Source organism: Sarcina sp. DSM 11001 (assembly GCF_900101015.1).
Taxonomy (GTDB): Bacteria; Bacillota; Clostridia; order Lachnospirales; family Lachnospiraceae; genus CAG-791.
On sequence record NZ_FNFZ01000024.1, the window covers coordinates 37,892 to 52,660 of the forward strand.

A 14,769-nucleotide genomic window follows, 5' to 3' on the forward strand; every position below is an offset into this window, starting at 1 on the left:
TCGGTTGAACTTTTCACAAATACTTCAGTAATGAATATCCCGCACCACAAACTGCAGTGTTTTCCTGCCCCGCCACTCATTGATCTGAGGGTAATAGACCATGCTCACGGGTATATCCGCATATCCTCTGAGCAGAGCCTCCCAGGCAGGTCTGCCCGCGGCTTCAGTCAGTTCCTCGCGAAAGATCCCATCCTCCTGAAAACGGATGAGCGGCAGGCTCCTGCCGTCCGTTCCGGCGGCCTCAAGCCTGAGGACATTGCGGCCCTTCCCCATAATGCGGATCCCGTGCAGGCGGATCCCCCGGGCGACAAACATGGGCTTTGGATTTGAAGTACCGCAGGGGTCGAGGAGGCTGAGTTCCTCAGTCATCTCCCGGGTCCACAGCCCCGGGGGCAGTTCCATGTCGATGTGGAGCACATCGGTGAGATCCTCCTCCCTGAGGCAGCAGTGTTCCTCCAGGCGCTCCTGCAGGGGACGGATCATCGTCTCTTCCATGGACAGACCCGCGGCCATTTTATGCCCGCCGAATTTGACGAAGCAGTCCTTCACAGCCGTCATGGAAGCAAACATGTCATAGGCTTCGATCGACCTGCCGGATCCTTTGACCAGGCCCTCTTCCGTTCTGGTCAGGACAAAGACAGGCCGGCAGAAACGTTCGCGGATCCTGCCCGCGATGATGCCTGCGAGCGATTCATGGCAGTCCGGCAGATAGATCACCAGGACCCTGTGGTCGAGCAGGTGCTGTTCGCTGACCTGTTTCAGGGCCATGTCAACCCCCTGTTCAGTGAGGCTCTTGCGGCTGTCATTGAGCTCGCGGAGCTTCTGCGCGCTGCGCAGGGCTTCCCGGGGATCCTGTTCGAGAAAAAGGGCCAGAGCCCTCTCCGCGCTGTCCAGGCGTCCTGTGGCGTTCATGCAGGGCCCGATCACAAACCCGGCGTGGTAGACGGTGAGCTTTGCTCCCTCCAGTCCGTTGACGATGAGCAGGCTCCTGAGGCCGATATTGGCGGTGGAGGCAGCTGCCTCGAGTCCTTTCTTCACAAGGATCCTGTTTTCATCCAGCAGAGGCATGACATCACAGACAGTTGCAAGGGCACAGAAGGGCAGCAGGTCCCTGAGGACCCGGGAGCGGCTGTCCGGAGCCAGCTCCTGCAGGAGGAGATCCGCCAGCTTCCAGGCCACGACCGCCCCGCAGATTTCCGGGAAGGGATACACGGTCTCTCCTGTCTGCGGGTCGCGCACTTTGGGATCCACAACAGCGTCCGCGGGAGGAAGGATATACCTGCGCGTGCCGTCAGCATCCTCCTCAAAGGGGACTTCGTGGTGGTCTGTCACCACTACACAGATTCCTGCTTCCTTTGCGGTCCTGACCGCCTCTGCCGCGGCGATCCCGTTGTCACAGGTCAGGATCACGCCCACCCCGTCCCGGGCCGCGTCCAGGGACATCCGGGGATTCATGCCGTATCCGTCCCTGATCCTGTCCGGGAGCACCACATCGGCCTTTGCCCCGCAGACCTCCAGAGTCCTCATCAGGATGTAGGAGGCGCAGATCCCGTCAACATCATAATCCCCGATCACACGCACAGAAGCCCCGTCCCTGATCCTGCTGCTCAGGATCCCGACAGCCTTTTCCATATCCGGAAGAAGGCGGGGATCATGCAAGTCCGCGAGATTTCCTTTAAGGAAACGCCTGGTCTCTTCGACCCCTATGATGTCCCTGTTCCGGATCAGGCGCGCCAGCACCTGGGAGATCCCGCATTCCTGCGCGATCGCCCGGAAATCTGCCTTCTTTGTATAAACCATCCATTTAGCCATAAACTGTCTCCGCGATAAAGAACAAACAACAGGGAGGATGCGGTACATCCTCCCTGCCTGTATACCGGATCAGACGGTGATCTTGGACTTGTTTTTAGCCTCCTCTTCCTTACGGCGGCGCTCCCTGCGCTCCTTCTTGGAGAGATTGGAATAATCGTCCTTTTTCTTTTTGGACTGCTGGTTTCCGGAACCGCTGCTCTGCTTTTTGGCCGGCGCAGCCGCCTGGGCTGCGTCATCAGCCTTTTTGCGGAGAACATACCAGATGGAACCCGCCAGGCAGACAGAGGAATAAGCGCCGCAGATGATGCCGATCATAATGGGAAGGGCAAACTCCTTGACACTGGCCACGCCGAAAATAAAGAGCGTGAGCACCATAAAGAAGGTGGTCAGGGAAGTGAAAATGCTGCGGGACAGAGTGTCCGTGACGCTCTCGTTGACGAGCTCTGCCAGGCTCTGGTTCCTCACGCGGGTACGCAAGCTCTCGCGGACGCGGTCAAAGATAACGATCGTCGCGTTGATGGAATAACCTACGATCGTCAGCATGCAGGCGATAAAGGTGCTGCCAACACTGATCCGCACGAAGGCATAGAAGGCGAGTACTACCAGCACGTCGTGAGCCAGGCACAGGACAGAGGACGCACCGAAGCGCAGATCCTTGAATCTGAACCAGATGTAAAGCAGCATGAGCACCAGGGCAACACCGACAGCGATCAGCGCGTCGCGCTTCATCTCATCACTGATGGTGGAGCTGATGGTCTCCGAAGTGATGCTGTCCTTGTTGACCTTGAATTTTTCAACCAGCTGATTGGAGAGCTCTGTGCTCTTCTCGGTATCGAGGACTGCGGACTTGAAGATCACTTCATTGCTGCCCGCGACCTTCTGTACCTGTACATTATTGTCTCCGGTCACCTTTGTAAAGACCGGAATGACCTGCTTTTCGATGTCCGCGAGGCTCATGTCCTCATTAAAGCTGACACTGGTCGCCGTGCCTCCGACAAAGTCAAGGCTGTAATTGAGGGGATTGCCCTCCTTCGCCTGGAAAACGCCCATGGCGACAAAGCCTGCCAGAACCATTGCGATAGAGACCGCAAAGAAGATCTTTCTGTGCTCGACGAAAGCAACCGGATTTCTCTTCTTACCGACGCCGTAAAGCTTTTTGTCGGTGAGGCCCAGTCCATAGAAGATGTTCATGATCAGCCTGGTCACGAACAGGGATGTGATCATGGAAAGGATGATACCGATAGCCAGTGTATAGGCAAAGCCCTTGACGGAACCGGATCCGAGGACAGCCAGAACTGCCGCCGCGATCAGGGTTGTCACGTTGCCGTCGATGATGGCGGAAAGAGCCTTGTGGTAGCCGTTATTGATCGCCGTGCGGACACCGATGCCGGTGGCCAGCTCCTCACGGATACGGGCGAAAATGATGACGTTCGCGTCGACTGCCATACCGACAGACAGAAGGATACCCGCGATACCGGGCAGAGTCAGGGTGATGTCAAAGCCATTGAGCACCAGTGCCATCATCAGGACATAGATGCACAGAGCCAGAACCGCCGAAAAACCCGGCAGCAGATAGATCACGATCATCAAAAGAGCGACGAGCGCAAAACCGACCATGCCGGCGAATTTACTGGTGCGGATCGCGTCCTGCCCCAGCTGGGCGCCGACGATCTGGGAGCGGAGTCTTTCGAGCTCAACCTTCAGTCCGCCGATACGGATCGTGGAAGCCAGGTTTTCCGCCTCCTCGATCGTATTCTCACCTGTGATCACCGCGCGGCCGTCAGTGATCGCCGCCTGCACAGAGGGGACGCTGACAAAGTGGCCGTCATAGTAAATACCGATCGACTCTTTTGCGGCAAAAGCCTTGGTCGTAGCATCCGCAAAAGCCTTCTTTCCTTCATCATTAAAGGTCAGGGAGACAACGATCTGCTTGTTGCCCATATCGTCCTGCTGGTAGCCCGCCTTGGCATCAGTGACCTGAGTACCGGTGACGACAGCATCTCCGTCCGCGATGATCTTGTCGAGATCCTTGGTAAGCGTATACTCAATGCTGCCTTCTTCGGTGACACCGAGCTGATAGTTTTCCTTGCCCTCTGCATCCGTCTGGCGAATGAAGTACAGCGAACCGGGACGGCCCAGATCCTCCAGGATCTTGTTTGTCTCAGCCACGCCGGAAATACCGGGAATCTCGATGTTCAGACGGTCCGTTCCCTCGGTATACACCTGCGCTTCCGTGCTGTACTGATCAACACGGCGCTGCAGCTTGTACTTTGTATCATTGAGGTCTTCCTGTGACGGGGGCTGCTCGCCCACTGCCTGATAGGTGATGCTCGCGCCGCCCGCGAGATCCAGACCCTTCTTAATGTTGTGATACGATCCTCTGTGTCCCTTGCCAAATCCAATCAGCACAGTGTACGCCATCAGGCATGTAATGGCCGCCACGAGCAGAAGGGATATGACCGCTCTCGATTTCTTCATTTTCGATCAACTCCTCCAACATGTATAGGATTAACAGGGACGCACGTCCCGGTCCCTGTTCCGCACTATGCGTCCCGAAAAAAGGACACATATAAAAGCGGACACTTTGGCATTATAGCACCATGTCCGCATGATTGTAAAACACTTTTCACATATTTTATTTCTTATTTTATTACTTTTCAGCTGTCTTTTATTACTTTCCAGCTGTTTTTTGCTCTCTGAGCAGGGTTAAGGAAGTTTTTTCAGAAGGTTCCCTCAAATCTCTGGCGGAAGGATTCAAATAACTCCCGGACAAAGATCCGGCCCGTCCGGTCGAGACTGTACTTGGCGATCTGATAGCTGTTCCCGTTATCGAGATCCACGTAGAGCACATAAGATTCATCGTAAGGGAAGACTTCCTCACCCGGATCTGACATCGGCTCTGCCGTGTTGAACAGCATATGTGCCACATAAGCCTTCATATCAGGAAGATCCTTATTGAGTTTAAAGAAAAACTCCTCGCTCTCCCAATAATAAGTCAGCCCGACCTTGGAATACCGTGTTTTGACAGTGTATCCGGAATCATAAATGAGTACATAATTTCCCTCCGGTTCAAACCCATCCGGAATATACTCACCTTCCAGCCCTGCCTGCAGGTCTTTCAGGATATCCTTCTCTTCTTTTTTCTTGTTTTCCTTTTTCTTATTCTCTTCGTTTTCAGTATCGTCTTTTTTAGTTTCTTCTTCAGTTACTTCCTTGTTTTCTTTCTGCCCTTCTTCCCGGCTGCCGTCTTTCGTCTGATCTTCTTTTGCCGCGGCTTCTTTTGTCTTGCCTTTTTCCTGCTTCTCTTCCGGCTGTTTTTCCTTTGCCTCTGCCTCTGCAGTCTCCTTTTTGGATGCAGTATCATCACTTACAGTCCCGGCAGCTGCTCCGGCCGGCGTCTCCTCCTTCTTTGTCTCCTGTCCGGAAACCTCTGCGGAAATGCTCCCGTCCTCCCCGGAGCCTGGCTCTTCCGGCTCTTCTTCTAACTCTGCGCCGGATTTTTCTTCAGGTTCTTCCTCAATCTCTTCCTCAATCTCTTCTTCAATCTCTTCTTCAGTCTCTTCTTCAGCCTCTTCTTCAGATTCCCCTTCGTTCAGAAAGGAATCACTGCCGACAAGGATCCCCTCCTCAGGAACAGACTCCGAATCCTCCAGCTGCTTACCGGACGTTTCCTGCCCCTTCCCGGCGCTGTCACCCGTCGTTTTACTTACTGTACCGGAAGAACTGCATCCCGATACCAGAAGTGTTGTGGCAAATATAATACACAGCAAGGCGGCCCAGATATTTTTTTTCATGACTTTCCCTCTCGTTTATCCAGTTTCTCTGTCTCCCGGCAGATTTCCGGGACCAGACCAAAATTGCATTTATGCCTCAATATAAATCCGGATCTGTATCTCAGTCTTTTTCTCCGGCATTAACTCTACGCTTCCATCATACCAGATTTACCTTTTCCTGTCATCGCAATTAAACCGCAAATTAATCACGGACTGTGGGACATGTAAGCTCGTGAGGGAGCGGACGACAGGGTTCATCCGCCCTGTGTCGTACCTGGTCCTGAGGGAAAACAAGAGATGGGCACTGTACATTTTTCCATATGCCATCTCTTCCCGGCGCCTTATAATTCTCTTATATGAAATGATTTCCGCCTTGTATAAAGAGATTCGCCCCAAAGCGGAAGCAGGCAAGCAGGCAAAGAAGGAGGTTTTACAATGTCACAGGCTGGTAATTCCAACAGGATCACAAGAAACTATCTGGACTCTCTGCTGATTGAAACACGCTATATGAATTCGGATAATCCCGATACGGGGTTCACATTGTATGGGGAAACGTTCGCGTCTCCGGTCATGACGGCAGCCCTCTCCCATCTCGAACAGCTCGGGGAAGGCGGCATGGCCCGCGGCATCGCTCTCGGTGCAAAAAAAGCAGGATGTGTCATGTGGTATGGAGCAGCGAAAGAAAGCGAGATCGAGATGCTCGCCGGGACAGGTGTACGCCTGATCGAAATCATCAAGCCCTATGCAAACCGCGATCTCATTTACAAAAAGATTGAGCACGCACAGAAACTGGGACTGCTCGCAGTGGGTATTGATATCGACCATCCCTTCTCGGAGGACGGTTCTCCCGACATCGTAGACGAAGAAGAAATGAAAGCCCTGACAACGGATGAACTGGCACAGATCGTAAGGTCCACAGAACTGCCTCTGATCACAAAAGGCGTGTTGAGCCTTTACGACGCAAAGGAGTCGCTCAAGGCCGGTGTAAGGGGCATGGTGGTGTCGCATCACAACAACAGGATCGAATATGCTTTGCCGCCTCTGTATATCCTGCCGGAGATCGTAAAGCTGGCAGGACCTGATGTCCCAGTATTTGTGGACTGCATGATCCAGACCGGCATGGATGCTTTCAAGGCTATCGCCCTCGGCGCAAAAGGTGTCTGCATCGGCAGGCCTCTGATGTCAGCCTATACGAATGACAGGAAAGACGGCGTCTTTGACTATCTCACAAAAACCAAGGGCGAGCTGGCCAAAGCAATGGCATTTACAGGATGTACGAATCTCAACAGGATGGATCCCTCTGTCATCCACAGAGACTGCTTTATCGGCTGACCCATGGTGTTATACCTGAAAAATGATCAGATCACAGACCGAAGACTCCTTTTGATTTCCCGTCGATTCTCTGATCATAACGGAACTTTTTTCTGTCATCGCAATGATTCTTTTCTGTGATCACAGGGGGGTCTGTCATCGCAATGATTCTTTTCTGTCATCGCAATGATTCCGGGAATCTGATAAAATGTTAGTGCTGCCCCGGGCCTGCCGATGAACAGCCTGTGCGGGCGGCTTGTAACTCCCATATAGCTCCCCGATGAAAGCATGAGGAAAATATGATCTCAGTCCTGATCCTGGATATAAATGAAGCAAAGGAAAATGAAACAAAAGAAAATGTATCAAAGGAAACTGTATCAAAAAAGCTTCACACCTGTCCTCTTCCGCAAGCGGAGGACAGGGATCCCCGCCTGTTCCTTCTTCGTAAAGGACTGCACTTTATGGGAGCAGACTCTCTTGCGGAGAGGCTGACGTCAAAAATGCTTTGTCTGGGCAGAGACGGTAAACCTTCTTTTTCTGAAGAGATTACAGGAAAAACAGGGATTTTCTTCAACCTGTCCCATTCCGGCAATTATCTTGCAGGTGCTTTTTCTGACCGGGAGATCGGTCTGGATATTCAGACAACCAGTCCCCCTCACAGTGATGTACTGCGCATCGCCAGGAGGTTTTTCCCCCTTGACGAATATGAGCTTCTGGCTGCCATAAAGGATCGGGAGGATCAGCTGGAACTCTTTTTCCGTCTCTGGAGCATTAAAGAGGCGTATCTCAAATACTGCGGATGCGGCCTGAGGGCCGATCTGAACAGCTTTTTGATCCGGCCGGTTCCGCTGATCCCATCGATGCAGGATAAGAGACAGGATACGCTGGATAAGAGAATGGATACCGCTGGAGAAATACAGAAAGGAAGCCTGTCTGTCCTGAAAAAAGAGGACCTGCTGTCTCCGGCTGAATATGCTTTGCTGAGCGGTCCCCCCGGTTACACCCTGGCCGTCTGTGCCGAAACTATTCCGGATCGGATTCAAATCCATTATATCTAAACAAAAACAGACCTGTGCGGCACCGTTCATTCCTTGCCGCCCAGGTCTCTTTTCTGATTGCCTGCAGATCATTATACAGATTATTCATCTGTACCGTTGTACCGTTCATTCCTCTGCAGGTCCCTGTCTGTTCTGTTTTTGTGTTCTGTTTTTCTGTTCTGTTTTTCTGTTCTGTTCTAGCTTACTTTGCCACTGCTTTACTCTTTTTACTCTTCCACTGCAATATGCAGGTCTGTGAGCTGCACGGGATCGACCACGTCAGGTGCCCCGCTCATGAGGTCTGCCGCGTCTTTGTTCTTGGGGAAGGCGATGACCTCACGGATGCTGTCCGCGCCGGCCAGAAGCATGACGAAGCGGTCAACACCGTAGGCGAGTCCTGCATGAGGAGGAACGCCGTATTTAAAAGCAGTGAGCAGGAAACCGAATTTCTCATTTGCCTCCTCTTTGGAGAGGCCGATGACCTCAAACATCTTTTCCTGGATGTCGCTCTGGTGTATACGTACACTGCCGCCGCCGAGCTCGACTCCGTTGAGAACGATGTCATAGGCCTTTGCCCGGACACTGCCGGGATCGGAATCAATGCGGTCCCAGTCCTCTTCCATCGGCATGGTGAAGGGATGGTGCATCGCCATAAAACGGTTTTCTTCCTCTGACCACTCAAGGAGAGGGAAGTCGACGACCCAGAGGAAATTAAACTGGCTGTGATCGATGAGACCCATGTCCTCGCCCAGCTTCAGGCGCAGGGCACCCAGGACATTCCAGACGATGCCGTTCTTATCCGCTGCGAAGAACAGAAGGTCGCCGGGCTCGCCGCCCATGCGGTCCACCAGGGCCTTGATCTCCTCCTCGGAGACAAACTTCGCGAAGGAACACTTGACAGAACCATCTTCCTTCAGGGAGATATAGGGAAGGCCCTTTGCGCCGTTTCCGCGCGCCATCTCGACGATCTTGTCGATCTGCTTGCGGCCCATCCCGCCCTGGCCCTTGGCGTTGATGCCCCGGACGCTCCAGCCCTTCTTTTCAGCGGCGTCCGCAAAAACACCAAACCCGCAGCCCTTCACGAGGTCTGTTACTTCCACCAGCTTCATACCGAAACGGGTGTCGGGCTTGTCCGAGCCGTAGTCGTTCATGGCATCGATCCATTTCATGCGGGGGAAGGGGATCTCGACATGAAGGCCGATCGCGCGCTCCACCACATACTGGATCAGGCGCTCGTTGACATCGATGACATCGTCTATATCCACGAAAGACAGCTCCATATCCGCCTGGGTAAACTCAGGCTGGCGGTCGGCACGCAGGTCTTCATCGCGGAAGCACCTGGCGATCTGGAAATAGCGGTCATATCCAGAACACATCAGCAGCTGCTTAAAGAGCTGGGGAGACTGCGGCAGGGCATAGAAGGTACCGGGCTTCACACGGCTGGGTACCAGATAGTCCCTTGCGCCTTCCGGCGTGGACTTGCAAAGGATGGGCGTCTCGATCTCGAGGAAGCCCTCTTTGTCCATGAAAGTGCGCATATCCTGAACGATCCGGCTGCGGAGCATGAGCTTACGCTGCATATCCGGTCTGCGTAGATCAAGGCTGCGGTACTGCAGACGGAGCTCTTCCTTGGTATTGCTGTTCTCCACGATGTGGAAGGGAGGCGTCTCGGATTCCGAAAGGATCCTGGTGTCCGTCACGCGCACTTCGATCGTGCCTGTGGGAAGATTGGGGTTCACCGCGCCGCAGCGCATAGTGACCTTACCGGTCGCCGCGACTACGAACTCCGCGCGCATCTTTTCCGCCTTGCGAAAATTCTCCTCGCCGCAGTCCGTCTCTTCATAGATCAGCTGGATCAGGCCGCTCCTGTCCCGCAGATCCACAAACACGATTCCGCCCTTGTTTCTCTGCTTGGCGACCCATCCCATCACTGTCACTGTCTTTCCGACATACTCCTCTGTCAGCTCGGCACACCGGCATGTGCGGTGCAGCCCTTTCATCGATTCTGCCATTTTAATTGTAGTCCTTCTTTCCTATGCTATTTCTTCTCGTACTATTTCTTCTCGTACTATTTCTTCTCGTGCTATTTCTTCTCGGTTCCCTTTACTTCGCGATCGGGTTTTTATAAAACTCTTCAAAGTCCTCATAACCGCGGTCCTTGAGCTGCTGTTTCTGGAACTTTTTGTTCTTTGCCATACGGGCGATGAGCACCTGTTTTCCTTCCGCACGGGCCTCCTGGGCACGCACCATGACCTCCTGCAGACGTTCCGCGGGGAGATTCTTTTCGATCAGAAACGCTGTTTTCTGGGGACGTCCGGGAATCTTAAAGCCCTGCTCCATCAGGATCAGGATGATGCGCTCAAAACCGATGGAGAAACCGCAGGCCGGGACATCCCTGCCGGTAAATTTCCCTACCATCTTGTCATAGCGCCCGCCGCCTCCGCAGCTGATCCCCAGCTCCGGCATGGCGATCTCAAAAATCGTGCCAGTGTAGTAACCCATGCCGCGGACGATCGTGGGGTCAAAGACCATGCGGAAATCCGCAGCCCTGACCGCGCTGACGCTGTCAATGACCGTGCGCAGGTCCGGGATGACCTCAGGGCTGATCACGCCCTGGAGCTTCTCCTCGAGGAATCTCAGCTGGTCCTCCGCCTCCTCAAGACCGCGGAAAAGGCCGATATAGGCATCTGTACTCTCCTGAGAGAATCCGCTCTCCACCAGCTCCTTCGCGGCGCCGTCCATCCCAATCTTGTCCATCTTATCCAGAATGATGAAGACCTCGCCGAACCTCTCCTCGGGGAATCCGCAGGCAGCCGCCATCGCGGCCAGGATCCGGCGGTCATTGATGCGGATCTGGAAGCCCTTGAAGCCCAGCCTCCCCAGCGTCGTGGTGGTCGCCAGGATCAGTTCGATCTCCGCCAGGTTCGTCTCCTCACCGATGATGTCGATATCACACTGCATGAACTGGCGGTAGCGTCCCTTCTGAGGGCGGTCCGCACGCCACACATTTCCCATCTGCAGAGCCTTGAAGGGCATAGGCAGATCATTGGCGTGATTTGCGTAGTAGCGCACAAGAGGGACTGTCAGATCATATCTGAGACCGCCGTCCACCAGATCCTCCTCCGATTTCGCGGACTCCAGTTTGAGCTTCTCTCCTCTTTTCAGAATCTTAAAGATCAGCTTTTCATTGTCGCCGCCCTGCTTGCTGGTCAGATTGGCAATATTTTCCACGCACGGCGTCTCGATGGACGAAAAACCGAAATCAGCATAAGTCTTTTTTATCACAGAGATCGCATAATCACGGATCTCCATCTCTTCGGGCATAATGTCCTTCATGCCTGTGACAGGCTTCTTAATCAATGCCATATGGGTCTCCTATTCTTTATTGCTCAGCTCATCTGCTGCTGCACGCCTGCGGCCGTGACCAAACTAGGCTGACATTCTCCCGATCGAGACTGTCTGCTGCTGCACGTCTGCGGCCGTGACAGACAGTTTTTTATTTTACTCTTTTTCATAATCATTGTAAACCTCCCGAAACTGAGAACAGGAAGGAAACCCCGGCAAAAATTCGATAAAAATCCGATAATCCCCCGGCTAATACCGGTCCGGAAGCCCTGCTTCACCGGTCATCGGCCAGCTCTGACAAGGGTTTGGGCTCGATTTCTTTCACTTTTACGATCCTGTTATATCTTTCTTCGTACTCCTCCCTGGAAACATTTTTCCAGTTATCCGGCCCGTTATAAAAAAACCATGGCTGGTCTTCATTCCTGCTGGGGTCAATCACAAAGATATCCATCCCATTTGAGTAACCTTTTGTTTTTTCATAAACAATACTGTAATCAGGACTGTGAACCGACCAGTATTCCTCCCCGTTCAACCCCCGATACACATTGTACAAATAGAGTTCTCCGGCAACATACCAGTTCTCATTCCATCCGCTCAGGACATGAACCGGTTTGTGTTCTTTGATGGTATAAATATCATAAATCTTGAATACCTGCTCTCCGTCAGGGATCTCACCGACCAGAAGTTCCTCCACGCCCTCATCAGTAAGGTCGCTGTATGCGTAACAGATCCGGTCCAGGGCAGCTTCCCCGTAAATCTTACCGATCAGCTCATAGGCCGGGCTCATCCCTTCTTCCTCCAACAGGGCGGAATTCCATTTCTCATTGATTGCCGTCACATATTTTTTCAGCACATCCTGATAAAGATCCTCCCCTTTTATTCCCGCACCGGCAGTATAGAAACCTCCCTTCGTGCCAGCTATGGTACCCATAACCTGTACCCCTGAATCCAGAAGTTTATCATAGGTCTCCGACCTCTTGCCGTCCTTGTAACTGGCCTGTGCATCAGTGGGCTTTCTGAACGTCATATCGTATATAGTCCCGTCTGACGACGTCAGTTCACCATATTTTTTCAGCGAAGGAATATAGCAGTATTCCTCTGTCGGCTCTTTTGCGGAAATCTCAAATACCATCCCGGGTGCCCCTTCCTCACGCGACTTCTTGTCACAGATAAAGATTGACCGGTCATCAATCAGCCCCACATAGAGTCCTTCAACCTCCTCAGGCATAGTCACTGAAAAAAGGCCGTTTGCCAGGATCCTGTCCGTCGACTCTGTCATGGTACTCCCTGCAGCTGCGGTCTCCTCCTGTGTCGTTTCCTCTCCAGAAACTTCCTGTGTTGTACCCTCTTTGGATACTTCCTGTGCGGTCACCCGGCTCTGTCCCGCGATAAGCACACACAGTATGGACATACAGCAAATATAAACTGCCATTCTCTTTTTCATCATCCACCTCCAGACCGATGAGCCCTTACGTTTTCTTCTTAATGCATCCTTATTCCATCCTTATTGCATCCTTCCCCTCCCGGGGTATGCAAGATAGCTTTGTCTGTAAGTTTACTCTATTTCATCCAAAAAGTCGATTAGTTCATAATAAATGATAATAAAGTTATTATGTTGGATAAAAATTTATTTTTAATTATTTAACATTCTTATATTAACACATTTTCAATCCATCCGAAAATTTTATATGTCGAATAAATATTTCATTGACAATCACTCGAAAAGGTCGGATAATTCTTCCCAAAAGGTCAGATGATGATACATGGATTTTTTTCTATATAACCTGTTCCACTTTGTCTCATACTGCCGTTTTAAATGGCTGAATTTTTCAGTAAGCTACGGTCAACCGGCAGATTCGGGGAGGAAGCATGAAACGGACGCCGCCGGCAGCAATCAGGACTGGTCAACCGGCAGATTCGGGGAGGAAGCAGTAAATGTACAGTACGATCATGACAGGGGCCGTCCACGGCATCACCAGCTATCTGCTTCGGGTGGAGACCAATATTTCAAGCGGTCTCCCCTCCTTCCATATGGTCGGATTCATGAGCGCGGAGATGAGGGAGGCCGGCGAACGGGTCCGTGTCGCCCTGAAAAACGCGGGGATCTCTTCCCCTTCCGCCAGGATCACTGTGAACCTGGCCCCCGCGGACATCCCCAAGCGAGGCATCGTCATTGACCTGCCGGTCGCCGTGGGCGAGCTCATCTGCATGGAGCTCCTGCGTCAGGAGGACTTCGAAAATGTTCTGGTCGCGGGTGAGCTGGGTCTGAACGGTGAGATCAGGCCGGTGCGGGGCATCCTGCCCATTGTGCAGTGTGCAAAGCAGCAGGGGATCAGGCTGTGCATCCTGCCAAAGGAAAATGAAACCGAGGGGGCAGTCGTCGAGGGGATCCGGGTGGTCGGCGTGCGGTCCATCAATGAGCTGATCATGTATATGTGTACGGCACCCGACAGGCGGGACAGGGTGATTCCTCCCGCAAAGGTAGATGTTCAGGCACTCTACTCCGGCAGATTCCGGGGGACAGGTGCTGATTTCAGGGACGTGCGCGGCCAGTCCTTCGCCAAAAAGGCCATGGAGATCGCGGCGGCGGGCTTTCACAACATGCTGATGACGGGACCTCCGGGGACAGGAAAATCCATGCTGGCCCGGTGCATGCCGGGCATTCTCCCTCCCATGAGCTTTGAAGAGAGTATGGAGGTCTCTGCCGTCTACAGCGTTGCGGGAGCCCTCCCCCAGGGAGCTCCCGTCGTTCTGGACAGACCCTTCCTGGCGCCCCACCATTCGATCACCGGCGCCGCTCTTGTCGGGGGAGGGATCATCCCCATGCCCGGCCAGATCTCCCTCGCCCACCGGGGAGTCCTGTTTATGGATGAGCTGCCTGAATTCGGCAGAGAATTACTTGATCTGCTGCGTCAGCCCCTCGAAGAGCACAGCGTTACGATCGTCCGGCAGTCAGGAAGCTACAGCTACCCCTCCCGCTTTATTCTGCTGGGGGCCTGCAACCCCTGTCCCTGCGGCTATTATCCGGACAGGAACCGCTGCAGGTGCACCTCTTCCCAGATCAGGAGATACCTGTCCAGGATCTCCGGCCCGCTCCTCGACCGCATGGATCTGTACCTGACCGTCCCCCGCGCCAGGATCGACGATCTTCAGAGTGAAGGGAAGCAGGAGGAATCCAGCGCGCAGGTCCGCTCCCGCGTCATGGAGGCCTGTGAGCGGCAAAAGCACAGATTCCGTGACAGCGGGATCCTTTTCAACGCCGATATGCGCCCGCCGGACCTGGAGAAATTCTGTCCTCTCGGTTCAAGGGAAAAAGGGTGCCTGCGCGAGCTTTTTGAGACCAGCGGCATGAGCGTGCGCGCTTATCACCGCATCATCCGGGTCGCAAGGACCATCGCTGATCTGGAGGGACAGGAAAACATCCGCGAGAACCATCTCTACCTGGCCTACTCATTCCGCCGGCCGGAGGACCTGAAGGGAGGATGATCGTC

General features: G+C 53.4%; 9 protein-coding genes. 3 read left to right on the forward strand and 6 right to left on the reverse strand.

Annotated elements, in window-relative coordinates; genetic code table 11:
- Window positions 1–24: 24 nt before the first annotated feature.
- The 3 genes from recJ to BLT02_RS12660 form a co-directional block, all read right to left on the reverse strand.
- The gene (gene recJ, locus BLT02_RS12650; RefSeq protein ID WP_092996113.1) at window positions 25–1,812 is read right to left on the reverse strand and encodes a single-stranded-DNA-specific exonuclease RecJ; all 1,788 of its coding nucleotides are present in this window, start codon (window positions 1,810–1,812) and stop codon (window positions 25–27) included.
- A gap of 69 nt (window positions 1,813–1,881) precedes the next feature.
- On the reverse strand, window positions 1,882–4,290 hold the full coding sequence (gene secD / locus BLT02_RS12655) for a protein translocase subunit SecD (RefSeq protein ID WP_092996116.1): 2,409 nt from the start codon (window positions 4,288–4,290) through the stop codon (window positions 1,882–1,884).
- A gap of 242 nt (window positions 4,291–4,532) precedes the next feature.
- On the reverse strand, window positions 4,533–5,606 hold the full coding sequence (locus BLT02_RS12660) for a hypothetical protein (protein ID WP_092996120.1): 1,074 nt from the start codon (window positions 5,604–5,606) through the stop codon (window positions 4,533–4,535).
- 414 nt (window positions 5,607–6,020) lie between these two features.
- On the opposite strand from BLT02_RS12660, the gene BLT02_RS12665 reads away from it, so the two are divergent.
- Together BLT02_RS12665 and BLT02_RS12670 are read left to right on the forward strand one after the other, a co-directional pair.
- Complete coding sequence (locus tag BLT02_RS12665; RefSeq protein WP_092996124.1) at window positions 6,021–6,917, forward strand: alpha-hydroxy acid oxidase; 897 nt, start codon at window positions 6,021–6,023, stop codon at window positions 6,915–6,917.
- Between the two features lie 278 nt (window positions 6,918–7,195).
- Window positions 7,196–7,954 carry a 4'-phosphopantetheinyl transferase family protein gene (locus BLT02_RS12670; protein ID WP_092996127.1) on the forward strand — a complete coding sequence of 253 codons (759 nt, stop codon included), beginning with the start codon at window positions 7,196–7,198 and terminating at the stop codon, window positions 7,952–7,954.
- Between the two features lie 206 nt (window positions 7,955–8,160).
- Here BLT02_RS12670 and aspS read toward each other — a convergent pair whose 3' ends face one another.
- The 3 genes from aspS to BLT02_RS12685 all read right to left on the reverse strand — a co-directional run bounded on the left by aspS (window position 8,161) and on the right by BLT02_RS12685 (window position 12,725).
- The gene (aspS, locus tag BLT02_RS12675; protein ID WP_092996130.1) at window positions 8,161–9,945 is read right to left on the reverse strand and encodes an aspartate--tRNA ligase; all 1,785 of its coding nucleotides are present in this window, start codon (window positions 9,943–9,945) and stop codon (window positions 8,161–8,163) included.
- 91 nt (window positions 9,946–10,036) lie between these two features.
- Complete coding sequence (gene hisS, locus BLT02_RS12680; protein ID WP_092996133.1) at window positions 10,037–11,299, reverse strand: histidine--tRNA ligase; 1,263 nt, start codon at window positions 11,297–11,299, stop codon at window positions 10,037–10,039.
- Window positions 11,300–11,552: 253 nt separating this feature from the next.
- Complete coding sequence (locus BLT02_RS12685; protein WP_175453829.1) at window positions 11,553–12,725, reverse strand: hypothetical protein; 1,173 nt, start codon at window positions 12,723–12,725, stop codon at window positions 11,553–11,555.
- A 488-nt stretch (window positions 12,726–13,213) separates the two neighbouring features.
- Between BLT02_RS12685 and BLT02_RS12690 the strand changes: the two genes are divergently transcribed.
- Window positions 13,214–14,764 (forward strand): YifB family Mg chelatase-like AAA ATPase, encoded by a 1,551-nt coding sequence (locus BLT02_RS12690; protein WP_092996139.1) that lies wholly within the window; start codon window positions 13,214–13,216, stop codon window positions 14,762–14,764.
- Window positions 14,765–14,769 lie beyond the last annotated feature (5 nt).

Excerpts from the sequence above, each read along its gene's own strand:
- BLT02_RS12665 (WP_092996124.1), top strand. The coding sequence starts at position 6,021 with ATGTCACAGGCTGGTAATTCCAACAGGATCACAAGAAACTATCTGGAC.
- secD (WP_092996116.1), bottom strand. The coding sequence starts at position 4,290 with ATGAAGAAATCGAGAGCGGTCATATCCCTTCTGCTCGTGGCGGCCATT.
- hisS (WP_092996133.1), bottom strand. The coding sequence starts at position 11,299 with ATGGCATTGATTAAGAAGCCTGTCACAGGCATGAAGGACATTATGCCC.
- BLT02_RS12685 (WP_175453829.1), bottom strand. The coding sequence starts at position 12,725 with ATGATGAAAAAGAGAATGGCAGTTTATATTTGCTGTATGTCCATACTG.
- BLT02_RS12660 (WP_092996120.1), bottom strand. The coding sequence starts at position 5,606 with ATGAAAAAAAATATCTGGGCCGCCTTGCTGTGTATTATATTTGCCACA.
- recJ (WP_092996113.1), bottom strand. The coding sequence starts at position 1,812 with ATGGCTAAATGGATGGTTTATACAAAGAAGGCAGATTTCCGGGCGATC.
- BLT02_RS12670 (WP_092996127.1), top strand. The coding sequence starts at position 7,196 with ATGATCTCAGTCCTGATCCTGGATATAAATGAAGCAAAGGAAAATGAA.
- BLT02_RS12690 (WP_092996139.1), top strand. The coding sequence starts at position 13,214 with ATGTACAGTACGATCATGACAGGGGCCGTCCACGGCATCACCAGCTAT.
- aspS (WP_092996130.1), bottom strand. The coding sequence starts at position 9,945 with ATGGCAGAATCGATGAAAGGGCTGCACCGCACATGCCGGTGTGCCGAG.